This is a genomic window from Bacillus altitudinis 41KF2b, from assembly GCF_000691145.1.
Lineage (GTDB): Bacteria > Bacillota > Bacilli > Bacillales > Bacillaceae > Bacillus > Bacillus altitudinis.
This window is the reverse complement of sequence record NZ_ASJC01000005.1, coordinates 58344-80639: the sequence shown is the minus strand read 5'-3', so window position 1 is coordinate 80639 and position 22296 is coordinate 58344. Positions and strand designations below refer to the sequence as shown.

Here is a 22296-nt window from a genome sequence, read left to right as displayed (position 1 = left end):
TGTCCATCCTTAGCTCACACCGTCCTAAGGTCGCTTTTATGGCTGATACGTAAGTACTTCTTTCTGTCAATGCAACATATTTGATCTTAGATGATCTTACAAAAAGTCATGGAAGATGTCAACTTTTGTTTTCACCGTCCATTAGCTTTTTCATGGATTCCATTTGATTCATGAATTTTTTTGATTTTAAATAAAGACCTGAATACTCTTCATAATAATGATCGAGCACTTGACGAATTTCTTGTTTCGTTTGTGGTTTCACGTCAACCTGACCAAGCCTTGATAAATCAAAATAATGAAACAAACGGAGCAGTCTTGCTGCTGCTGGGGATAAGGGCAGTTTATATGGATCTTTAGAAAAGCATTGCCTACAGATGAATCCGTTATCTCTAATTGAGAAATGGAACTGCCCTTCTTTTTGACCGCAGTGTACACATTGGTCCAGTTCAGGCTTCAACCCCATCACTGACAGCATTTTAACCTCTACGATAAATAAAATAATATCAGCATCTGTGCCTTCATTGAGATGGCGTAAAGATTGAAGAAGAAGTTCAAACAAGTAAGGGTTTGGCTTCTTTTCTTCCGTTCCTTTATCAAGTAATTCTGTCATATATGCGGCATATGCGGTCAGAAATAAATCTTCCCGAATGGTCCGCATGCTTTCCATCATTTCACCTTGCTGGAGCGTTCCAAGTCCTGTTGATGATTGGATCAGGAAGGTTCCGTATAAAAACGGCTGGCTTATGGCTGACAGGCGGCTGTTCGATTTCTTAGCGCCTCTTGCCATCACACCAATTTTCCCATGTTCTCTAGTGAGCAGCGTGACAATTTTGTTTGTTTCGCCATAATCTGTTGTTCTAAGGACGATTCCTTCACTTTTAATGAGCATTTGTCTACACTCCGAGCATTGGAGGGGGTCAAGAATTATAAGATTGGAAAATCAAGTCGTGCTATTTCTTCTTCAAGTACATCGGGTCTTTCCAGGTTCTCCTTTTCTAACTCTTTGAAAAGCAGATACGTGTCAACGCTTCCTGTTTGTGAAAATACGTTCCATGTAAAATTCAACATAAAAACCCCACCTTTCTTTATTAGAAGCAGCAACGCTACATCCAACATATTAACTTTATCTTGACCAGGCTACCTCCATTTCATGATAAACAATTTTTACTAATCGAACCGCACCATTGTCAGATCTACTAACAACTGTATCGGTTTTTAATATTCGTCTTCTCTAAATCCGAAATCACGAAGGTGTGTGGATTTATTACGCCAGTCCTTCTGCACTTTTACCCAAAGCTCTAAATACACCTTTGAGCCTAAAAGTGCTTCAATGTCTCTGCGCGCTTTTTGTCCCACTTCTTTTAATAAGCTGCCGCGCTTACCAATCACAATCCCTTTTTGTGAATCACGTTCTACGACGATGGTCGCTGCAACATGAATCTTGCCGTTTTCATCTGGCTTGATCGATTCAATCGCAACCGCAATACTGTGAGGGATCTCTTCTCTCGTTAAATGCAGCACTTTTTCACGAATTAATTCAGAAATAATAAATCGCTCTGGGTGATCTGTTACTTGATCTGCCGGATAAAATTGAGGGCCTTCTGGAAGATAACCTTCAATTTGCTGAAGAAGCGTATCAATGTTGTTGCCTTCAAGTGCTGAAATTGGCACAATTTCCTTAAATGGGTAACGTGTGCGGTATTCATCAATTAAAAGGAACAGTTCATCCGGATGAATTTGGTCAATTTTATTGACGACAAGGAACACCGGTGTCGATGTTTGTTTTAGTCGTTCAATGATGAATTCATCACCTTTTCCATAGCCTTCCTGTGCGTTGATCATAAACAAGATCAGGTCGACTTCCTTGAGTGTATTTTGAGCCACCCTCATCATAAAATCGCCAAGTTTGTGCTTCGGTTTATGAATTCCTGGTGTATCGATAAAAATCGTTTGTGACGTGTTCGTTGTCAGAACACCTTGCACTTTGTTTCGAGTCGTTTGGGGCTTATCACTCATAATCGCAATCTTTTGTCCAATTACACGATTAAGAAAGGTCGATTTCCCTACATTTGGTCTTCCAATAATTGATACAAATCCTGATTTGAAGCTTTCGTTAGTCATTTAAATCCTCCGGTGAAAATGCGCCTGGCAATAGTTCGTTTACTGTCGTTTCGTATATATGACCTTTTAAGTTCGTTAGAATCACTGGCATATCAGGTGCACATAGCTCTGAAATGACCTGTCTGCATGCGCCGCATGGTGAAACAGGCCGATCTGTATCAGCCACTACTGCAAGCATTTGAAAAGATGTGATGCCCTCTGAGTACGCTTTAAAAAGTGCTGTTCTTTCCGCACAATTACACATACCATATGCTGCATTTTCAATATTGCAGCCGCCATACACTTTTCCGTCATGCGATAATAATGCTGCACCGACTTTGAATTTAGAATAGGGTACATATGCAAAATCTCTTGCTTTGACTGCTTCTGAAATCAACTCTTGTTTGTTCATTCTAGTTCCCACTTTCAGAAGAAATGGTACCACTGTCACATTTATATTTTACATAATTCACGTGACATTTTCACGCCCATTTCTAAAAATGTTAATAAATAGTAATATTGTTCTATTGCATGATCTTCGGTAAGAAGATGATCAACCCAATCATAACCGAAATGGCGGCGTAAACGCAAACAGCGCCTGCTGCCGCGTCCTTCGCTCTCTCAGCAAGAGGATGCTTCTCTTCTGTGAAAAGATCTACTGTATGTTCAATCGCTGTATTCACAAGTTCTAACGCAAACATCCCGCCACATAAAAGCAGAATGATCATCCATTCAACCGGATGAATGTGAAACCAAAAGCCGCAAATCACCACGATGATGGCTGCGACTGTGTGAAACCGAAAATTCCGTTCATTCAAGAAAGTTCGCCATATTCCTCTAAATGCATAATAAAAACTCCGAAAAAAACGGACAAGCGGCGTTCGCTTCTTACGATGATCTCGAAAGGCCATAATCATCCAAGATTTTTGTCTGTTTGGCGAACATTTCTTTTTCATCTTCTTCTGTCATATGATCATAGCCAAGCAAATGAAGAAAACCATGAATCGTTAAAAATCCTAGCTCTCTCATGAAGGAATGTCCATATTCCTCTGCTTGCTCTTTCGTACGATCAACACTAATGATAATGTCACCAAGTACAGGCGGAATGTCATCAGCTCCAATGATTTCAATTTCCCCTTCGCCTTCTTCCTCAAGGGCAAATGAAATTACATCTGTTGGTGCATCTTTTCCTCGGTATTCTTTATTAATTTGATGAATTTCTTCATTTGAAACGATCGATACTGATACTTCCGCTTGATCTTTTACCTCAAGGGCATCCGCAGCAAATTGAAGAAGCTTTTCCACTTCTTCAAGCTGCTCTTTCGATACTTGTCCTGTTTCATCTATTAAATCGATTAACAATGTCATTTACTTCACCTTCTGCTTCGGGGCATCTGGATATTCAATCCGAGAATGGAAAATCCCCTTTAATGTTGTACAAATTGTTTGGCTAATAATATTTAATTCTTTAAATGTCAGATCACATTCACTAAATTGCCCATCCTGCATCTTATCTGAAATAATGCCTTTGACAAGCTTTTCAATCCGCTCAGGGTTTGGATTATGCATCGAACGAACCGCCGCTTCCACGCTGTCAGCTACAGAAATAATGGCCGCTTCTTTCGATTGCGGTTTTGGACCAGGATAACGAAATTCTTCTTCTGTCACCTGATCATCCCGTTCTTTTGCCTTATAGTAAAAGAACTTCAGCAGAGACTTTCCGTGATGCTGTTCTGCAATGTCCACAAGTTCCTCTGGAAACTTCTTTTCTCTCAGCATTTCAGCACCATCTGTCGTATGGGCAATAATAATATTCTTGCTCAGCTGAGGAGAAAGCTTGTCGTGCGGATTATCAATGTTCATTTGGTTTTCAATAAAGTATTGGGGTCTTTTCGTTTTTCCAATGTCATGATAATAAGCCCCAACCCTTGCTAACAATCCATTTGCACCGACTGCTTCACATGCAGCATCCGCTAAATTCGCCACCATGACACTATGATGATATGTACCTGGCGTCTCTGTTAAGATCTTTTTCAGCAGCGGATGATTCGGGTTTGATAATTCAATAAGCTTCATGGTCGAAAGTATGCCAAACATGCTCTCAAAGACTGGCATTAACCCAATAACCAAAATAGCCGATGCAAACCCTGACACAATCGCCATGATGAGGTTTACACCTATTTCAAGCCCTGATGGAGAAGAATTTTGAATCAGCATAATGGACAGCACAACAAGTACATTCACCAAAGCTACCCAAAGCCCCGCCTGCAAAATTTTCGATCTCGCATTATGTTTTCTCAAAAATAAAATTCCCGCCATCCCGCTTATTAGATAATAAGCACAGATGACATAGTTAAAGACGCCTGTTACTCCTTGATTAAACATCATACTGCCGCAAAGGGCAAATACAAGGCCGGAGAAGATCGCCAGCCGCTCATTGATCAGCAGCTTAATCAGCATCGTGCCAAGTGCCACAGGCACGACGTAGCCGATGGTTGTATATTTGGTTTCCTGGAAGAGACTGAATACTTCCATGATGATTAAAATAATGGTGAAAATAAGCGAGTACAGCAGTAACGATTTATTCTTATGGACGAGCGACTTTTTCCTCGATTCCAGTGAGTGGACAATCGCCGCTAAGAAGAGACCAATTAAGATGATAAGACCGCTTACAGGCTTAAACAAATTGGAGCTGTTTAAAAGGCCGGTCAGTTCTAATTTGCGATACACTTCGCGGTCAATGAGCTCTCCTTCTTCCACTAAAATTTGCCCTTGCTTAATTTGAACCGGCTGGATATTATCAGCTGCTTCTTGTCTTTTCTTCTCTGTTGCAACCGGGTCAAATACATAGTTTGGAATAATCGCAAATTCACCAATTTCTTTCGCTGCATTTAAATATTTTGACGGAATCGAATTGTTTTCAAGCTCTGCTTTCACTTGTTTCTTTTCATCTTGCAGCTTAGAAGCTGTGATTTCTTTACCCATGAGCGAATTGACCACTGTGATGATGGAGTCCTTTGTAAAAGAAAGGTTTTCGTCGCTTGCTTGGAGCAGTGCTTTAATCGATTGATCCGAAACAGCTTCCTGCATATCGGTTGTGAGTTTCTCTTTTACACGCTTCACCATCTCTTGATCTGTTGGCGGGTTCTCTTTGTCATCAGCTGCTGCTTTCTTCTCTTCTTTAATGGCTTCAAAGAGGGATGAAATGAGGTCAACACGATTATCAGAATACGCTTTTTTGAGTGTATATTGGTCTTCTACTTGATCCGTTGCTTCTTGTTTCTTTTCTTCTGTTGCTTCTTGGTCATCAACGGTAGACGGAGAATAGATGGTCTGTTCGCTCACTGAAAACAAATCTAGGTCGAGCGATTCAGGCTTTACATGGAAGAAGAGCACCACAAACAGGATGGCCGCTAAACCAGCGTATAGCAGTACGTTTAAATAGCGTGAGCGCTCCATTTTCTGAGGTTCTTTTTTAGACAGCAGCCTTTTGCGCTTACTGCCTTTCTGATTCTTTCTCAAGGAAAGTACCTCCTTTTTTACTTTAAACCACGATCGAAACAAAATGACCCGATTAAGGCGATCGGGTCACTCAGTTCATTTTTGCTTTTCGTATGCTCCAATGATCTTCGCCACAAGCGGGTGTCTGACCACATCTGTCTGGTCTAATTCAATGAATGAGATACCCTTGATCTCAGCAAGCATGTCCTTTGCAGCTGCAAGGCCTGACTGCATACCTTTAGGCAAATCAATTTGTGTAATATCTCCTGTAATGACCATTTTAGAACCAAAGCCTAGTCTCGTCAAAAACATTTTCATTTGAGCTGGCGTTGTATTCTGCGCTTCATCTAAAATCACAAATGCATCATCAAGCGTCCGCCCTCTCATATAGGCAAGAGGGGCAATTTCAATCACTCCGCGCTCAATTAAACGTTCCGTATGATCACTACCAAGCACATCGTGCAGAGCATCATATAGCGGTCTTAAATAAGGATCGACTTTTTCTTTTAAATCTCCTGGCAAAAAGCCAAGACTTTCTCCTGCTTCAACAGCTGGCCTTGTCAGGATAATCCGTTTGACATGTCCATTTTTCAGGGCATGTACGGCGTTGACCACTGCTAAATACGTTTTACCTGTACCAGCAGGTCCAATCCCAAAGACCAGATCATCTTTTTTCATTGCCGCAGCATATTCACGCTGGCCGATCGTTTTGACTCTGATCGACTTGCCTTTGGCATTTTTCGTAATTTCATCTTCATACATATTTTCAAAATAATTGAGCTTGTCTTTTTGCGCCATTTTAATGGCATAGACGACATCCCGCTCAGAAATCTCAATTCCTTTACGAATGAGATGTAAGAGAGATGTAATCAAACGGCTCACAGTATCTCTTGATGCTTCCTGACCAGAAACATACACTTTCTCTCCACGTGTGATAATGGAGACATTCAGCTCGTTTTCCATCAGTTTCAGATAAGCATCTTGATTGCCAAATAAAGCAATGGCTTCGTTTGGGCTATCCAATTTTTGTTGAATCTCAAGTAAATGTTCTGTCATTCTCTAGTCTCCCTGAACAATAGGTGTTGGTTGAACAATATCTTCTATTACTTGGTAAAGGATGATTAACTTAACTTTACCATTCCCTGTTGTCTCGTGCAAAACTTTTTCACTTTTCACCTCACCTGTTTGACCTAGCTTTTCTTCTAATTCTTTTTTACCCATTTTAATCCCTGCTTGAACCGCTTCTTTATTTGTGTATTCTCGATTTATTTTTTCACTTTCTCGTGTGATTTCCTTTTCATAGGAGAACGGCAATTGCATATTCAAAAAATGAAGCGGGTGAACTTCTGTTTCTGTTTTCGGCTGCTGAAAATCATCTTTTTTAAAGGAAAATCCCCAAAATGGGATAGAGCCTCCAAATAAGGAGAGCTTGTGCTTTGTCTTCATTTTACCCGTAAAGACATCAAAAGATGTTCGGAGAGGGACAGAAACTTCAGATCGGTACCATGTTTCACCATAGATTTTCGCTTTGGCTCCGACCGTTTTTTTCTGATCTTCACTCCCAATTAAACCTGAGACGAGCATCTGCCCTTTTTTCACATGCTCATCGACCTGGGCAAGCGGTTCTCCCTTTTCTACATACATTCTCGTGATAACCGCCTTTTTCTTGGCAACGATGTGCTGAGGACTTGTATATTTCTCCTTTTCAGGTTCATTTTTTTCGACCACTTTCATTTGAAACGTCGTTCCGTTCAGTTCAACTCCGACCCATGTAATGCTCTGAATATTGGTCGTCAATGACTTTTGTATTTTTTCAGGTGTCCCCATGAGAAACTGAAAACGCCCTTTTTGTACCCCTATTTCGTCCAGATGCTTTCTCATTTGGTGTTCTGTTTCTGGATTCGCACCTTTAATCTCAATTTTCCACACCATATTTGAAAGAGCCAATATCGTCACTAGGAAAAAAGCCATCCCGAGGGTGAAGCCAATATTTCTTCTCGACCATAGAAGAAGAAACGGGAACCCTTTCTTTTGATGAAACGAACATTTCACCTCATGATGTCTGCGCACTTTTCTAAAGGCATGTACATCTGAGAGGCGAATAAATAAGCGCACGCTGTCTTGACGGCGGCTCACTTGAAAAATTGTGATCCCCTGTCTCGTGCACTCATTGATTAGCCGCTCAATACCGCTTCCTCTTATCTCCACTTCCACTCTGCCAATAAAATAGGAAAACCATTTGTTCTTCACGTTTCTCCCCTCCGTCAGTTAAGAATCAATATAACGGACCTCATCGATTTTCCCCTCTAATAAGATCTCTTCTGGCAAAATCGTTTTAATCACAAAGTCTTTTCCTGAAATAATGCACTGTCCTTGCTTGAGCATCAGCCTTACCTCTTGATCACTGAAAAGTAAAAGCCCTTTATGGTTCTCTATGTAAATATGGAGTCTGCCAACCATCGTAATACGGGGAAGATCCATCATCACGTCCGGAGGGATTTCAAGTGTTCTTGTCAGCCATGCTTTAAGTTGATTTTTTCTTTTTCCCATTCAATAAGAACCCCTTCCCACCTCATGTGTATGAGATCAAACTGAAAGATGGTGAGACTGATGAGAAAGCCTCTATATCATCCTATTCCTCAGCGGTTCATATCATGCTAATGAATCCCGTAAAACAGCCGTTTCATCATTTTGACTAAGAAAAATCTCCATTACGCAACAAAAAAGCCCCCTTAAGGATGAGGGGGCTTACTTCTTTATCTTTTATATGGTCGTTTCATCGTTCGATGTGGCTTTTTCGCACGAGGCTCTCCAAATACTTCACCAAGGATCATCCCTTGAACGACCGTATCTTGGTTGAGCTTCTCAATCATTTTCGGCTTCATTCCAGCAGATGCTGCCTTTGGCCTTGTAAGTTCTCTTTCAAGCGATTGAAACTCTTTATTCAGCTCGCTTTTTCTTTCTTCCATTTCGGCAAGTGTAGCTGTATAACGATCCTGTAAGGACTGTGAACCTTGTTTCTTCATCCCGCCATGATCATGTACATCGCCAAAATCGTCGAGCTGGTCCGTCACGACTGGATCTGGACTTGTTTGTTTTGTTTGCTTTTGCGGCACTGGTTTACGTTGAGGAGCCGGTTTGCTTTGCTGGTTCTTTTGTTCGTTCTCCTCTTGTTTGCCGATTTTCCCAAAGACCGCAGAGATAATACCGATGATAATCGCTATTAGTAACGGATTTTCAAATAGAATGTCCAATGGGCTCCCTCCTTAAAGCGTGAGAGGATGCTTATTTGTTTTCATTATCAGATGGACCTTTTGTCATTTTGCCAAATGAATCTCTCATATCCGTATCAGCATCGATATTCTTAATGTTCATGTAGTCCATAACTCCAATATTACCTTCACGTAGTGCTTCGGCCATTGCAAGTGGTACTTCAGCCTCTGCTTCTACTACTTTCGCGCGCATTTCTTCAACTCTCGCACGCATTTCTTGTTCTTGTGCAACAGCCATCGCGCGGCGTTCTTCTGCTTTCGCCTGTGCAATGTTTTTGTCGGCTTCTGCTTGGTCTGTCTGCAGGATCGCCCCGATATTCTTACCGATATCAACATCTGCGATATCAATCGAGAGAATTTCAAATGCTGTACCTGAATCTAATCCTTTACCAAGAACCGTTTGAGAAATCATATCAGGATTTTCAAGAACCTTTTTATGATTATCTGATGAACCGATTGTCGAAACAATCCCTTCACCTACACGAGCAATGATCGTTTCTTCCCCTGCACCACCGACAAGTCTGTCAATGTTTGCACGAACTGTAATACGTGCTTTTGCTTTTACTTCAATCCCGTCCATCGCAACACCTGAGATAAATGGTGTTTCAATGACTTTAGGGTTTACACTCATTTGGACAGCTTCAAGTACGTCACGGCCTGCTAGGTCGATTGCCGCACAGCGAGCAAAGTTCAATTCGATATTCGCACGCTGAGCTGCGATCAGTGCGTTGACCACTCGGTCTACGTTACCACCTGCAAGATAGTGGCTTTCTAATTGGTTAATTGTCGCATCAAGACCTGCTTTATGCGCTTTGATGAGCGGGTTGACCACTCGGTTTGGAATCACTCGGCGAAGCCTCATTCCTACAAGTGTAAAAATGCTCACTCTTACGCCAGCCGCTAGGGCAGAAATCCACAGCATCACCGGTACAAAGGTGAAGAAGATCGATAGAACGATCAAACCTGCTGCGATAATCACAAATAATAGTAAAGTAGATGGATCCATTTTATTCCTCCTATAAAATCAGTATATCTATACTTTCCTCACGACAATGCGTGAGCCTTCCGCTTTCACAATTTTTACTTGTTCATCCTTATCGATAAAAGCACCTTCTGACACAACATCAATGCGCTCGTCACCGAATACAATCGTACCAGATGGACGAAGTGCTGTTGCTGTCACTGCGATTTGTCCTACAAGATCATCTCTTGTTTCATTTGAGACATAACCACTTTCTTTATTGGTTGAATCGGTTAAAATGAACTTTTTAAAAAATTTCATACGTTTCCCCAACACCTTTGTCAATAAAATAACTGCTATGATTGAAACAGCAGTGGCAATCAAGATGGAAATCGCCATTTCTGTAAAGCTTCCAGCTGCTAAAAATAAGCTGACAACGACACAGATTAGTCCAATGACACCCACGATTCCCCCTGGCAAAAATAATTCCAGAATGATCAACACAATCCCCGCCAAAAACAGGAACAATGTCTCATATCCTGCAAAACCTGCCACGAGATGACCATAAAAGAATAGAAGAAGCGCTGTGACTCCCATGGTGCCTGGGACCCCAAAGCCGGGAGAATATAATTCAACAATTAACCCTAAGCTCGCGATGGATAAAAGGATAGGAATGACGATCGGATGCGTGAGAAAACGCGCAACCTTTTCAGCAAAGCTCACTTCATCGTATTGAACAGAAGCATCTGCTAAGTTCAGCTTCTGAAGCAAGTCATCCATATTTTTCGCTTCTCCTTCTGCATAACCGAACTGAAGTGCCCGATCTGTGTTAAAGGTCAGCAATTCTCCTTTTGGTGCACCAGCTTCTTTTGCGTCTATATCTACATCTGCCATCGCAAGAGCATATTTTGGATCACGCCCCTGCTTTTCAGCAGCGTCACTCATTTCAGCAAGCCATAGAGATTCAGATTTTTGATCGGCAGCGTTGCCTTCACCATCAATAATCGCAGCAGCCCCCATCTTTCCGTTTGGGGTCATATAAATTTGATCGGCATTTAAGGCAATGAATGCCCCGGCTGAAAGCGCTCTATGATTCACAAACGCTGTCACTGGGATATCGGATGCACGAATGGTATCGGCTATTTCAAGCGCCGCATCGACTGCACCACCTGGTGTATTGATGTCGAGAATGATGTGCTTCGCCCGTTCCGACTTTGCCTGCTCAAATGATCGTTCAATGAATTTAGAAAGTCCTTTTTCTACTGTATCTTCAATTGGGATAACATGAACTTTCTGATCTGCTGATTTCGCGGTCAATTGAACCCCTAATAACAAGCATATTATAAAACAACTGAAGAGAGCAATAGAAATTTTCATTTTTTTCATCTATTTGGTGATCCCCCCTCTCTTTCTTTCATTTTACCGTTCCTTTACATACGTTACAAATGTATCATAGGTTTCATTTTTATATGACAGGTTTATGGAGGCATAAAAAAAGTACCCTTCTAACATGAGAAGGATACTTTTTTATTGAGACAGTTGCTCACTGACAAGTCTGTTAATCACAGCACCATCAGCTTTACCTTTTACTTTTGGCATAATAGCGCTCATCACTTTACCCATATCAGCTTTCGATGAAGCACCGGTTTCGGCGATTGTTTCTTTCACAACCGCCTGCAGTTCTTCTTCAGAAAGCTGTTCAGGTAAATAAACGTCTAAAATGTCAATCTCTTTTTGAACTTTATCTACTAAATCTAAGCGATTAGCTTTCGAAAATTCATGGAGGGAGTCTTTACGTTGCTTAATCTCGCGGGAAAGGACGGTTAGTTCCTCATCTCCGGTCAAACTGTCTTTCTTAAGCTTTATTGCTTCATTTTGCAGTGAAGCCTTTACCATACGAATGACAAGAAGCTTGTCTTTCTCTCGGTTTTTCATAAAAAGCTTCATATCAGAATTTAATTGCTCAAGAAGACTCATAAAATCCACCCTCTTTAGAATTTACGTTTTCTAGCAGCTTCAGACTTTTTCTTACGCTTTACGCTAGGCTTTTCATAAAATTCACGCTTTCTTGCTTCTTGCAATGTTCCAGTTTTGGATACACTGCGTTTAAAGCGACGAAGAGCATCTTCAAGCGATTCGTTTTTTCTAACGACCGTTTTTGACATTCTCTTTCCCTCCCTCCGAATACACCAATCGACTGCATTAAAAAAAGATATACATGCAAAACATGTACCTAGACATTATAATATAAGCCTAGGTTGAGGTCAACTAAGTGATTTGGAAATATATTTTCGTCATGAGCAGGTAGACAAGTCCATATATTCATTGGTAAGAGGAGGACTTTTCTATGATGGCGATCATTTATTTTTGTGCACTTATTTTCATTTTTTTATGGGCAATGGGTTTGCTTAGGAAAGGATTAATGGCACTCACGTCGTCTCGTATTGAGAAATCACTTCTTCTCTTTACAGATCATCCAGTCAAAGCATTCTTGGTCAGTATTGTGTTTACAGGGGTTCTTCAAAGCAGTTCGGCGTTTATGGTCATCGTTATCGGCTTTGTGAGTACAGGCATTCTCACGTTTAAAAAATCCATACCCATGATTCTTGGAACGAATATCGGCTCAACATTTACGACAGAATTTATTGCCATTAAGATGGACGTGTTTATGTGGGTTCTGATTGCAGCTGGTCTTTTATGTATCATTTTGGGCAGGAAGTCTTTTCGATATGCAGGAAAAAGTTTATTTGGGCTTGGCATGATCTTTTTTTGTATTCAAGGTTTTTCAAAAATTGCAGGTATGATGACCAGTCAGCCAGAGACACTGCGTTTTCTTGAAATGATGCAGCACTCCGATTGGACAGCTCTTCTCTCTGGTACAGTTCTCACCGCGATTGTTCATTCAAGCTCTGTATGTATCGGTATTTTGATGGGATTTATGAATGAAGGGACTGTCGCTCTAAAAGAAGGCATTAGCTTTGTTTTAGGGTCCAATATCGGAACATGTATCACTGCCGTGATGGCTGCTATCTCTGGCGGTTATGCAGCCCGCCAAACCGCGTATGCACACGTCGTGTTTAATGTTCTAGGTGTTCTTTTATGTCTTCCTTTTCTCGCCTTTATCACAGAGTTTGTTGCGCTTTTAGCAAGCTCTCCTGCCCAGCAGATTGCGCACTTTAGTCTGCTGTTTAATGTTGCAAGTTCTCTCCTCTTTTTCCCGTTCATCCGCCCTTTTTACGCCTTGATTTTGTTCCTTCTTCCGAATCGGTCAACATAAAAGAAACCGGCTTGCCTAATGGCTGCCGGTTTTTCATTCATTATGAGGTCATTCTCACTTGATCCGTCTGCACGTCATCACTTATACGGACGAATTGTCCTTCGTTATAAGGATAACCTGCTTTCGTAATCTTCACTTTCACCAAACGGCCGATCATGTCTTCTGTTCCTTCAAATACGACCTTCATGTAGTTATCAGTATATCCTACATACAGATTGTGCGTTCCGTCTTGTTCTTTGAAGGATTCTTCTGGAATAATCTCTAAGACGTCGCCTTCATATGCCGATGCATATTCTTTCGCAAGCTGATCAGAAAGAGCAATGAGGCGGTGAACGCGTTCGTTTTTCACATTCTCATCTACTTGATCTTCCATTCTTGCAGCAGGCGTACCTGTCCGTTTGCTGTAAGGGAACACATGGAGCTCAGAGAATTGATGGTCTTTGACAAAATTGTATGTTTCCATAAATTCTTCTTCTGTTTCTCCTGGGAATCCAACGATCACATCTGAAGTGACAGCAAGACCTGGCAATGCTTTTTTGAGCTTCGTTAAACGCTCTGCAAAGAATTCCATTGTGTATTTACGGCGCATTCTTTTCAGTACAGTATTAGAGCCAGATTGAAGCGGAATGTGCAAGTGTCTCACAATTTTATCTGACTGATCGAGCACTTCAATCACTTCGTCTGTAATTTGACTTGCTTCAATGGATGAAATGCGGATTCGTTTTAATCCCGCCACACGTTCATCTAATTCTTTCAGAAGCTTAGCAAAGTTATAATCCTTTAAATCTTCACCGTATCCACCTGTATGAATACCTGTTAATACAATTTCTTTGTAGCCAGCATCGACAAGCTGCTGCGCTTGATTGATGACTTCTTCTGGATCTCGAGAACGCAGTAATCCGCGAGCCCAAGGGATAATGCAGAATGTACAGAAATTGTTACAGCCTTCTTGGATTTTTAACGAAGCACGTGTTCTGTCAGTAAACGCAGGAACATCTAGTTCTTCAAAGACCCGTGCTTTCATGATATTGCCAACTCCATTGATCGGCTGTCTTTCTCTTCTGTATTCTTCAATATAACCAAGCAGTTTATGTCTGTCTTGTGTGCCAACCACAATATCAACACCAGGAATCGCCATGATTTCTGCCGGAGACGTTTGTGCGTAACAGCCTGTTACACAAATGACACCATCCGGATTATGACGAATGGCTCTTCTAATGACTTGGCGGCTTTTTTTATCGCCTGTATTGGTGACGGTACATGTATTAATGACATATACGTCTGCTTTTGATTCATAATCTTTTCTTTCATAGCCAGCTTCTTTAAACAGTTGCCAGATGGCTTCTGTTTCGTAGTGATTGACCTTACAGCCAAGTGTATGGAACGCTACTGTTCCCATCATGATTCACCTCTTAATAACTCTGTTTGATAAGATATAGCAGAAAGCGCGTAAAGAGGAGCTGTTTCTGTTCTTAAAATGCGTGGTCCAAGCCCGCAAATGACTGCACCATGCGCTTCAAGTTCTTCAATTTCCTTTTCTGCTAAACCGCCTTCTGGACCAAAAACCACTAATAAGGTTTGTCCGCCCTTCATCTGTTGGAGCACCGTTTGAAACCGGCTTTGCTCGCCTTCTTTCGATGATTCTTCGTATGCAACGACACATTTATCGAATTCACCGGCCAGTTGAATCAGCTCTTTAAATGTTGATACTGGATGAACGCGCGGAATGATATTCCGGTAAGACTGCTCGGCAGCTTCTTTCGCAATTTTTTCCCAGCGATCTCGTTTTTTTAATGACTTTTTTTGGTCAAGTTTTGTAATCGAACGAGCCGCTTGAAACGGAATAAAAGCACTTGCGCCAAGCTCGGTGCCTTTTTGGATAATCCATTCAAGCTTATCCCCTTTTGGCAGACCGCTTGCAATCGTCACCTTGATCGGAAGTTCTCGATTCTGATTCGTCCAGCCTTCCAAGTGACAAATCACTTCTTCCTTTGTTATTGTATCAATTTTACTGAGCGCTTCAAAGCCGTCTGTCGTTAAGCAAAGGATGTCTTCTCCTGCTTTCATCCGCATGACGTTTGCAAGGTGATGAACATCTTCACCCTTTATGACGATGTTTCCCTTTTCCGTCACTTCTTCTTTTGTGAGGTCGATAAAATATCGTTGCATACGTGTCCTGACACCTACTCGCTTTATTTTTTCGCTATAATGCTGACCCAATCTTCCATTGACAGCACTTCAACAATCTCAAAACCGGCTTCTTCTAAAGCCGTTTTGACTTGTAATTTCTTTTGTCCGATAATGCCTGATGTAATAAAGTAACCGTCTTTCTTCAATAGATCATACGCTTGATCTGTAAAGCGCAAGATGACCTCTGCAAGGATGTTGGCCACAATCACATCGCGTTCACCTGAAATCCCATCAAGTAAATTGTTTTGTTTTACCGTTACTTGGTCGCTCACACCATTTAATTCGATGTTCTGCTTTGCACTTTCCACTGCAACGGTGTCGAGATCAAATGCATGAATGTCTTTCGCACCGAGCATTGCAGCGGCAACACTTAAAATGCCAGATCCTGTTCCAACGTCAATCACCGTGTCGTTTTCCTTCACATAGCGCTCAAGCGCCTGAATGCAAAGAACCGTTGTTGGATGTGTGCCGGTTCCAAATGCCATTCCAGGGTCCATTTCGATGATCAATTCATCAGAATGAACGGGTGTGTACTCTTCCCATGTTGGGACGATGGTAAATTTCTCAGAGATTTTCACAGGATGATAGTATTTCTTCCATGCAGTCGCCCATTCTTCTTCGTTTACTTCACAAATTGACAGTGTATTTCGTCCAAGGTCAATATCGTATAGAAGAAGATTGTTGATGGCTTCTTTGATCTCATCTACCGTTTCCATCAAAAAGCTATTCATCGGAAGGTAGGCTTTGACGATAACCCCTTCCTCAGGATAATCATTCGGATCGAGCTGGTAGATCTCACCGTATACATTTTCACGTTCCTTGACTAAATCAAGCGGGTCCTCAATCACGACACCACTTGCACCTGCTTCATGCAAAATATTGGTGATCGGTTCCACCGCTTCATTTGTTGTATGGACGCTAATTTCTGACCACTTCAATACTACCAACTCCTTATCCGTCTTACTCGCCTTTAAATGCGCGTTTCACCTTATCGAAAAAGCTCATTTCTTGTTCGTCCGGTTTATTTCCGCTCACTTCAGCAAATTTTCTAATGATATCTTTTTGATTTTCAGTTAAATTCGTCGGTGTTACGACGCGTACAACGATATGCTGATCGCCTTGACCATAACCGCGTACATTTTTTACACCTTTTCCTTTGAGTCTAAACTTCGTACCCGTTTGTGTGCCCGCAGGAACTTTTAATTTGACTTTCCCATGTAATGTCGGCACTTCAATTTCATCACCTAGTGCAGCCTGCGCAAAGGTAAGCGGCATTTCGCAGTAGATGTCATCTCCATCTCGTTCGAAGAATTCATGCGCCCTCACATGGAAAACAACAAATAGATCGCCTGGAGGTCCTCCATTTACACCTGGTTCACCTTGACCAGATACTCTAAGCTGCTGACCATCGTCCACACCTGCTGGGATCGTCACATTGATTTTCTTACGCTTACGCACTTTACCAGATCCACCACATGTTGAACACTTATGCTCAATTTGTTTACCAGTTCCGCTACAGTAGTTACATACTCTGCGGTTGACTACTTTACCAAATGGCGTGGATTGCTCGACATTTAGTTGACCTGATCCGCCGCAATGTGAGCATGTCTTTGCCTGTGTTCCAGGTTTTGCACCTGATCCATGACACGTTTCACATGATTCCTCGCGGGGAATCTCGATCGTTGCTTCTTTCCCAAATGCCGCTTCTTCAAATGAAAGGGTCATTGTATATTGAAGGTCCGCTCCTTGACGTGGTGCATTTGGATCTCTTCTTCTGGCTCCGCCGCCAAAAATACTAGAGAAGATGTCATCAAAGCCGCCGAAGCCGCCAAAGTCTCCCCCACCGCCAAATCCGCCGCCACCAAATCCTTGGTTTGGATCGGTGTGACCGAACTGGTCATAATGTGAACGTTTTTGATCGTCAGAAAGGGTTTCATAGGCTTCTTTTACTTCTTTGAATTTATCATCTGAGCCAGCTTCTTTATTAATATCAGGGTGATACTTTTTTGAAAGCTTGCGGTATGCCTTTTTGATTTCGTCCTTTGAGGCGCTCTTACTCACGCCAAGCACTTCATAGTAATCACGCTTACTCATCTCTTCACACTCCCGATTTTCTCACATAAATACGATTGTATCATTTTAAATTGATCTTTTTCAATTCCTTTTCATCGTTGAAAAGAAAAAAGTCAAAGCCAAGAGATCCTGACTTTGACTTTCTGACGAGTACGTTTCAGCAGTCTTTTTCAAAAGTAAAGGTGATTATTTTTTCTCTTGATCGTCGTTTACTTCTTCGTATTCTGCATCCACTACATTGTCATCTGCTTTTTGAGCACCTTCAGCGCCTTCTTGCTGAGCTTGTGCTTGTTTTGCAGCTTCTTCATAGAGCTTTGTCGTTAATTCTTGAACGATTGTTTGTAGCTCATCTTTTTTCGCTTTGATGTCTTCAAGCTCGCCTTTTTCGATCGCAGCTTTTAGCGCATCTTTTGCATCATTCGCTTTTTTCACTTGCTCTTCATCGATTTTGCCTTCAAGATCTTTTAATGTTTTTTCTGTTGTAAACACTAATTGATCTGCTTCATTGCGCACTTCGATTTCTTCTTTTTTCTTTGCATCTGCTTCAGCATTTTCTTCTGCTTCTTTGACCATTTTTTCGATCTCATCATCAGAAAGACCTGAAGAAGATTTGATTGTGATGTTTTGCTCTTTGCCTGTACCCATATCTTTCGCACGTACGTTGACAATACCGTTTTTATCGATATCAAAAGATACTTCGATTTGTGGTACGCCGCGTGGTGCTGGCGGGATATCAGTCAATTGGAAACGACCTAATGTTTTGTTGTCTGCTGCCATTGGACGCTCACCTTGTAAGACGTGAATGTCTACAGCAGTTTGGTTGTCAGCAGCCGTTGAGAATACTTGAGATTTACTTGTTGGAATGGTTGTATTACGTTCAATCAGCTTTGTGAATACGCCGCCCATTGTTTCAATTCCTAAAGAAAGTGGTGTGACGTCAAGAAGAACAACGTCTTTGACATCTCCTGTGATAACTCCACCTTGAATTGCCGCACCAAGTGCAACCACTTCATCAGGGTTTACGCCTTTATGAGGCTCTTTACCTGTTTCTTTTTTGATTGCTTCTTGTACTGCAGGAATACGAGTTGATCCACCAACAAGGATAACTTTATCAATCTCGCTAGCAGATAGACCAGCATCTTTCAGTGATTGACGTACAGGTGTCATTGTACGCTCTACAAGGTCTGCAGAAAGCTCTTCGAATTTAGCACGCGTTAGCGTTAATTCTAGGTGAAGAGGACCTGCATCTCCAGCTGTGATAAATGGCAGTGAGATTTGTGTAGAAGATACACCAGAAAGATCTTTTTTCGCTTTTTCAGCAGCATCTTTTAAACGCTGAAGCGCCATTTTATCTTTAGAAAGATCAATGCCGTTTTCTTTTTTGAACTCAGCCACTAGATGATCGATGATGACTTGGTCAAAATCGTCTCCACCTAGACGGTTGTCCCCAGCAGTTGAACGTACTTCAAAGACGCCGTCTCCAAGCTCAAGGACTGATACGTCAAATGTACCGCCACCAAGGTCATATACAAGGATCGTTTGATCTTCATCTGTTTTATCTAAACCATAAGCAAGTGCAGCTGCTGTTGGTTCGTTGATGATACGTTCTACTTCAAGACCAGCAATTTTACCAGCATCTTTTGTTGCTTGGCGCTCTGCATCGTTGAAGTAAGCAGGAACTGTAATAACCGCTTTTGTTACTTCTTCGCCAAGATAGGCTTCAGCGTAAGATTTAAGGTGTTGAAGGATGATTGCAGAGATTTCCTGCGGCGTGTAGTTCTTGCCCTCAACTTCTACTTTATAATCTGTACCCATATGTCTTTTAACAGACATGATGGTGTTTGGGTTTGTAATTGATTGACGTTTCGCTACTTCACCTACTTGGCGCTCTCCATTTTTAAAAGCGACAACAGATGGTGTTGTACGTGCTCCTTCAGCGTTTGCAATAACTTTTGGCTCGCCGCCTTCGAGTACTGCAACACATGAGTTTGTTGTTCCTAAGTCAATACCAATGATTTTACTCATATTCGATGACCTCCCATTATGTAGTTATTGATTTACTTTTACCATTGATGGACGAATAACTCGGTCTTTGAGTTTATAGCCCTTTTGCAATTCTTCTACAACGATGTTTGAATCGTAGTTTTCATCTTCAACTTGCATGACGGCTTGATGAAGGTTTGGATCGAACTCTTTGCCGACAGCTTCAATTGGTTCAACGCCTTCATTTTTCAACGCTTCTACCAGCTGGCGGTAAACCATTTGCATACCTTCTAGCAAACTTTTCGTCTGCTCATTGTCTGGATCGATTCCAAGCGCTCTTTCAAAGTTGTCGAGAGCTGGGAGAAGGTCGCTGACAACATGTTGAGAACGATATTTTTGCACGGTCTCCACTTCAGTTCGAGCACGGCGTTTATAGTTTTCAAAATCTGCTTGAACACGCAGAATTTTGTTTTCTTTTTCATCTAGAAGCTGCTGCAATTCATCAATCTTCTCTTGGAAGGCAGACTGTTCATCGTGCTTTACTTCCTCAGTTTCTGCTTGAACTGCTTCTTCTTGTGCTTCAACCTCTGCTGCTTGCTCAGGTGTCTGTTTTTCTTCTGACATTGTGTTCACCTCCCTCAAAAGATTCAATTATACGAAGGGGCTGTGCCCCACCTTTTATCACCCTACTCATCATACAAATTGGAAAGTGCGTTTGACAAGTCTTTTGATACATGATGCAAAAGACTAACGACTCGCCCGTAATCCATACGGGTTGGACCAATGACAGCGATGGAGCCGAGTGATTTTTGATCAATCGCATAAGTTGCTGTGATTAAACTGCAGTTCTCCATTGCTTCCAAATTGTTTTCTGAACCGATTTTAATGGTGATTCCTTGCTGATTTGGATGAAACAGCTGCATGACATCGTTCTTTTGTTCAATCAGCATCATGAGTGAACGAATGCGGTCAATGTCATGAAACTCTGGCTGGTTCAACATATTAATCTTCCCGCCAAAGAAAAGTTTTGATTCATTTTGTGTTGAAGTGAATGTGTTACCAAGCGCATCTAAAATATGATCATAGTCTTTTAAATGCGTGCGAAGGAGCATCACTACTTCTTTATACATCCTGTCCTTCAGCTGATCCATCGGGACTCCGGCTAAGCGGCTGTTTAAAATATTCATCAGCTTCTCAATATCGGAGACATCAAGATGCTCAGAGAAGGTAATGGTTTTGTTTTCAACATGCCCGCTGTCTGTAATCATAATCGCTACTGCTTTATTAGGCTGGACGGGGACAAGCTGAATTTGCTTCAATCGATTTTCACTTAGCTTTGGACCAAGGACAATCGATGTGTAGTTTGTGAGATCTGATAAAATTTCCGCCGATTTTTGAACTGTTTTTTCCAGCTCAAAAATTTTCTCCTGAAATACTGACTGGATGAGCACAAGCTCTTTAGATGACAGTTTTCGCGGAGAGAGCAAATGATCTACATAATAACGATATCCTTTTTCGGAAGGAATTCTTCCTGATGAAGAATGGGTCTTTTCAATAAAACCGAGTTCCTCCAAATCAGCCATTTCGTTTCTAATCGTCGCAGAGCTGAATGTAATGTCTTCTTTTTTGGAAAGAGTCCTTGATCCAACTGGCTGCGCCGAACGAATAAAGTCATTAATAATGACTTGTAGAATCAAAAGCTGACGATTTGTTAACATCATCATCACCCCTGTTAGCACTCTCTTTCAACGAGTGCTAATTGTATAAACAAAATTACCAAACTCAAATTAAAATGTCAATTATAACTCACCGAGAAACGCTTGAAATACTTCATTTCCTAACAATTTTCCTTTTCTTGTTAAACGAATGCCAATCTCATCCTGTTCAATGAGACCTTTTTCTGCTAATTCTTCAAGAACGGCGGGAAAGAGTGCTTCTGGTGATGCTCCAAATTTCGCTTGAAAGTGAGCACTTTTCACGCCTTCAATTTTCCGCAAACCTAAGAACATTTCTTCTTCGATCTGTTCTGCTTTTGTCACCTGATGCGTTTCCTTATATGGAAACCCTGTTTGTTCAATGAGCTCTAAGTAATGCTTCACTGGTCCAGCGTTCACATTACGGACGCCATCTACATACCCGTGCGCTCCAGCTCCAAAACCAAAGTAATCTTCGTTGCTCCAATAGGTGAGGTTATGCTGGCTTTCAAAACCTGGTTTGGCGTAATTGCTAATCTCATATTGTTTGAGTCCGTGCCGCTCCATTTCATCCATGACGAGCTCATACATTTCAGCCTCACGTTCTTGCGGTGGTAAATGCAGTTTCCCTTTTTGCATCAAATTGTAAAAGACCGTCTTCGGCTCGACAATCAGCGAATAAACCGAATAATGCTCTGCACCTAATGAAAAAGCGGTCTCTAGTGAATGCATGACATGATGCTTCTCTTGATGAGGCAAACCAAACATCAGATCAAGACTAATGTTGTCAAACCCAACTGCTCTTGCTCGCTCGAAAGATGTGAGAACATCTTTCTTTTGATGAACCCGTCCGATTTTTTTGAGCAGGTCATCTTCAAATGTTTGAACACCAAAGCTGAGCCGATTAACGCCTGCTGATTTTAAGACATTCAATTTCTCAAGCGATAGTTCGTCGGGGTTTGCTTCTACTGCAAACTCGATTAAGTTTTTGGTTGGTTTTAATACGCGGTGAATGCTGTCCATAAGCTGATCTAACTGGCTGGTTGTCAGTGATGTCGGGGTTCCCCCACCAATAAAGATCGTCTTTAGTTCTTGCTCTCCTTTTTGATCGATCGTGTGCTGCATTTCTTTTTCAAGTGCGGCTAAGTATTCATCGACCGGTTGGGTTTTAATGAAAAATTTATTGAAATCACAATAGTGACAAATGTGCTCACAAAATGGAATGTGAATGTATGCTGCTTTCAA

The 22296-nt window shown here is 41.6% G+C and carries 24 protein-coding genes; 1 reads left to right on the top strand and 23 read right to left on the bottom strand.

Annotated features, from left to right (window positions below; genetic code table 11):
- Positions 1 to 118: 118 nt before the first annotated feature.
- From recO to rpsU, 15 genes are all read right to left on the bottom strand, one after another.
- A complete protein-coding gene (gene recO, locus BA79_RS10545) occupies positions 119 to 889 on the bottom strand; it encodes a DNA repair protein RecO (protein WP_007501304.1) in 771 nt (256 codons plus the stop codon).
- A 35-nt stretch (positions 890 to 924) separates the two neighbouring features.
- Positions 925 to 1068, bottom strand: a complete 144-nt coding sequence (locus tag BA79_RS19045; RefSeq protein ID WP_008342408.1) for a YqzL family protein — start codon at positions 1066 to 1068, stop codon at positions 925 to 927.
- 147 nt (positions 1069 to 1215) lie between these two features.
- Positions 1216 to 2121: a GTPase Era gene (gene era / locus BA79_RS10540; RefSeq protein ID WP_007501305.1), complete on the bottom strand. Its 906-nt coding sequence runs from the start codon at positions 2119 to 2121 to the stop codon at positions 1216 to 1218.
- Entirely contained in the window at positions 2114 to 2512 is a 399-nt protein-coding gene (locus BA79_RS10535; RefSeq protein ID WP_008342410.1) for a cytidine deaminase, read from the bottom strand. The genes era and BA79_RS10535 overlap by 8 nt, the downstream gene beginning before the upstream one ends.
- Before the next feature lie 112 nt (positions 2513 to 2624).
- On the bottom strand, positions 2625 to 3011 hold the full coding sequence (locus BA79_RS10530) for a diacylglycerol kinase family protein (protein WP_008342413.1): 387 nt from the start codon (positions 3009 to 3011) through the stop codon (positions 2625 to 2627).
- Complete coding sequence (gene ybeY / locus BA79_RS10525) at positions 2989 to 3468, bottom strand: rRNA maturation RNase YbeY (protein WP_007501310.1); 480 nt, start codon at positions 3466 to 3468, stop codon at positions 2989 to 2991. The genes BA79_RS10530 and ybeY overlap by 23 nt, the downstream gene beginning before the upstream one ends.
- Complete coding sequence (locus tag BA79_RS10520; RefSeq protein ID WP_375830217.1) at positions 3469 to 5583, bottom strand: HD family phosphohydrolase; 2115 nt, start codon at positions 5581 to 5583, stop codon at positions 3469 to 3471.
- Between the two features lie 114 nt (positions 5584 to 5697).
- On the bottom strand, positions 5698 to 6657 hold the full coding sequence (locus BA79_RS10515) for a PhoH family protein (protein ID WP_008342419.1): 960 nt from the start codon (positions 6655 to 6657) through the stop codon (positions 5698 to 5700).
- A gap of 3 nt (positions 6658 to 6660) precedes the next feature.
- A complete protein-coding gene (gene yqfD, locus BA79_RS10510; protein ID WP_017358015.1) occupies positions 6661 to 7851 on the bottom strand; it encodes a sporulation protein YqfD in 1191 nt (396 codons plus the stop codon).
- 18 nt (positions 7852 to 7869) lie between these two features.
- Positions 7870 to 8151, bottom strand: coding sequence for a sporulation protein YqfC (gene yqfC, locus BA79_RS10505; protein WP_003217398.1), 282 nt, complete (start codon positions 8149 to 8151; stop codon positions 7870 to 7872).
- Between the two features lie 206 nt (positions 8152 to 8357).
- Positions 8358 to 8855, bottom strand: coding sequence for a hypothetical protein (locus BA79_RS10500; protein ID WP_035702737.1), 498 nt, complete (start codon positions 8853 to 8855; stop codon positions 8358 to 8360).
- A 31-nt stretch (positions 8856 to 8886) separates the two neighbouring features.
- A complete protein-coding gene (gene floA / locus BA79_RS10495; RefSeq protein ID WP_007501317.1) occupies positions 8887 to 9879 on the bottom strand; it encodes a flotillin-like protein FloA in 993 nt (330 codons plus the stop codon).
- Between the two features lie 27 nt (positions 9880 to 9906).
- Positions 9907 to 11220 (bottom strand): NfeD family protein, encoded by a 1314-nt coding sequence (locus tag BA79_RS10490; RefSeq protein WP_007501318.1) that lies wholly within the window; start codon positions 11218 to 11220, stop codon positions 9907 to 9909.
- A gap of 141 nt (positions 11221 to 11361) precedes the next feature.
- Positions 11362 to 11811, bottom strand: coding sequence for a GatB/YqeY domain-containing protein (locus BA79_RS10485; RefSeq protein WP_017358018.1), 450 nt, complete (start codon positions 11809 to 11811; stop codon positions 11362 to 11364).
- A 14-nt stretch (positions 11812 to 11825) separates the two neighbouring features.
- Positions 11826 to 11999: a 30S ribosomal protein S21 gene (gene rpsU, locus BA79_RS10480; RefSeq protein ID WP_003152957.1), complete on the bottom strand. Its 174-nt coding sequence runs from the start codon at positions 11997 to 11999 to the stop codon at positions 11826 to 11828.
- Between the two features lie 182 nt (positions 12000 to 12181).
- On the opposite strand from rpsU, the gene BA79_RS10475 reads away from it, so the two are divergent.
- Complete coding sequence (locus BA79_RS10475; protein ID WP_007501320.1) at positions 12182 to 13111, top strand: Na/Pi symporter; 930 nt, start codon at positions 12182 to 12184, stop codon at positions 13109 to 13111.
- Positions 13112 to 13151: 40 nt separating this feature from the next.
- Here BA79_RS10475 and mtaB read toward each other — a convergent pair whose 3' ends face one another.
- The 8 genes from mtaB to hemW form a co-directional block, all read right to left on the bottom strand.
- Positions 13152 to 14510, bottom strand: coding sequence for a tRNA (N(6)-L-threonylcarbamoyladenosine(37)-C(2))-methylthiotransferase MtaB (mtaB, locus tag BA79_RS10470; RefSeq protein WP_017367626.1), 1359 nt, complete (start codon positions 14508 to 14510; stop codon positions 13152 to 13154).
- Complete coding sequence (locus BA79_RS10465; RefSeq protein ID WP_019743217.1) at positions 14510 to 15280, bottom strand: 16S rRNA (uracil(1498)-N(3))-methyltransferase; 771 nt, start codon at positions 15278 to 15280, stop codon at positions 14510 to 14512. Before BA79_RS10465 ends, mtaB begins: the two co-directional genes overlap by 1 nt.
- A 23-nt stretch (positions 15281 to 15303) precedes the next feature.
- Complete coding sequence (prmA, locus tag BA79_RS10460; RefSeq protein WP_019743216.1) at positions 15304 to 16239, bottom strand: 50S ribosomal protein L11 methyltransferase; 936 nt, start codon at positions 16237 to 16239, stop codon at positions 15304 to 15306.
- Between the two features lie 22 nt (positions 16240 to 16261).
- A complete protein-coding gene (gene dnaJ, locus BA79_RS10455) occupies positions 16262 to 17395 on the bottom strand; it encodes a molecular chaperone DnaJ (protein ID WP_008342467.1) in 1134 nt (377 codons plus the stop codon).
- 165 nt (positions 17396 to 17560) lie between these two features.
- Entirely contained in the window at positions 17561 to 19399 is a 1839-nt protein-coding gene (gene dnaK / locus BA79_RS10450; protein WP_008342469.1) for a molecular chaperone DnaK, read from the bottom strand.
- Positions 19400 to 19423: 24 nt separating this feature from the next.
- Entirely contained in the window at positions 19424 to 19981 is a 558-nt protein-coding gene (gene grpE, locus BA79_RS10445; protein WP_008342471.1) for a nucleotide exchange factor GrpE, read from the bottom strand.
- A 62-nt stretch (positions 19982 to 20043) separates the two neighbouring features.
- Entirely contained in the window at positions 20044 to 21075 is a 1032-nt protein-coding gene (gene hrcA, locus BA79_RS10440) for a heat-inducible transcriptional repressor HrcA (protein ID WP_008342473.1), read from the bottom strand.
- A gap of 81 nt (positions 21076 to 21156) precedes the next feature.
- The gene (gene hemW, locus BA79_RS10435; protein WP_035702733.1) at positions 21157 to 22296 is read right to left on the bottom strand and encodes a radical SAM family heme chaperone HemW; all 1140 of its coding nucleotides are present in this window, start codon (positions 22294 to 22296) and stop codon (positions 21157 to 21159) included.

Excerpts from the sequence above, each read along its gene's own strand:
- BA79_RS10485 (WP_017358018.1), bottom strand. The coding sequence starts at position 11,811 with ATGAGTCTTCTTGAGCAATTAAATTCTGATATGAAGCTTTTTATGAAA.
- BA79_RS10535 (WP_008342410.1), bottom strand. The coding sequence starts at position 2,512 with ATGAACAAACAAGAGTTGATTTCAGAAGCAGTCAAAGCAAGAGATTTT.
- BA79_RS10465 (WP_019743217.1), bottom strand. The coding sequence starts at position 15,280 with ATGCAACGATATTTTATCGACCTCACAAAAGAAGAAGTGACGGAAAAG.
- BA79_RS10530 (WP_008342413.1), bottom strand. The coding sequence starts at position 3,011 with ATGGCCTTTCGAGATCATCGTAAGAAGCGAACGCCGCTTGTCCGTTTT.
- floA (WP_007501317.1), bottom strand. The coding sequence starts at position 9,879 with ATGGATCCATCTACTTTACTATTATTTGTGATTATCGCAGCAGGTTTG.
- recO (WP_007501304.1), bottom strand. The coding sequence starts at position 889 with ATGCTCATTAAAAGTGAAGGAATCGTCCTTAGAACAACAGATTATGGC.
- grpE (WP_008342471.1), bottom strand. The coding sequence starts at position 19,981 with ATGTCAGAAGAAAAACAGACACCTGAGCAAGCAGCAGAGGTTGAAGCA.
- BA79_RS10490 (WP_007501318.1), bottom strand. The coding sequence starts at position 11,220 with ATGAAAAAAATGAAAATTTCTATTGCTCTCTTCAGTTGTTTTATAATA.
- mtaB (WP_017367626.1), bottom strand. The coding sequence starts at position 14,510 with ATGGGAACAGTAGCGTTCCATACACTTGGCTGTAAGGTCAATCACTAC.
- BA79_RS19045 (WP_008342408.1), bottom strand. The coding sequence starts at position 1,068 with ATGTTGAATTTTACATGGAACGTATTTTCACAAACAGGAAGCGTTGAC.
- BA79_RS10515 (WP_008342419.1), bottom strand. The coding sequence starts at position 6,657 with ATGACAGAACATTTACTTGAGATTCAACAAAAATTGGATAGCCCAAAC.
- BA79_RS10475 (WP_007501320.1), top strand. The coding sequence starts at position 12,182 with ATGATGGCGATCATTTATTTTTGTGCACTTATTTTCATTTTTTTATGG.
- rpsU (WP_003152957.1), bottom strand. The coding sequence starts at position 11,999 with ATGTCAAAAACGGTCGTTAGAAAAAACGAATCGCTTGAAGATGCTCTT.
- ybeY (WP_007501310.1), bottom strand. The coding sequence starts at position 3,468 with ATGACATTGTTAATCGATTTAATAGATGAAACAGGACAAGTATCGAAA.
- era (WP_007501305.1), bottom strand. The coding sequence starts at position 2,121 with ATGACTAACGAAAGCTTCAAATCAGGATTTGTATCAATTATTGGAAGA.
- hrcA (WP_008342473.1), bottom strand. The coding sequence starts at position 21,075 with ATGTTAACAAATCGTCAGCTTTTGATTCTACAAGTCATTATTAATGAC.
- dnaK (WP_008342469.1), bottom strand. The coding sequence starts at position 19,399 with ATGAGTAAAATCATTGGTATTGACTTAGGAACAACAAACTCATGTGTT.
- dnaJ (WP_008342467.1), bottom strand. The coding sequence starts at position 17,395 with ATGAGTAAGCGTGATTACTATGAAGTGCTTGGCGTGAGTAAGAGCGCC.
- yqfC (WP_003217398.1), bottom strand. The coding sequence starts at position 8,151 with ATGGGAAAAAGAAAAAATCAACTTAAAGCATGGCTGACAAGAACACTT.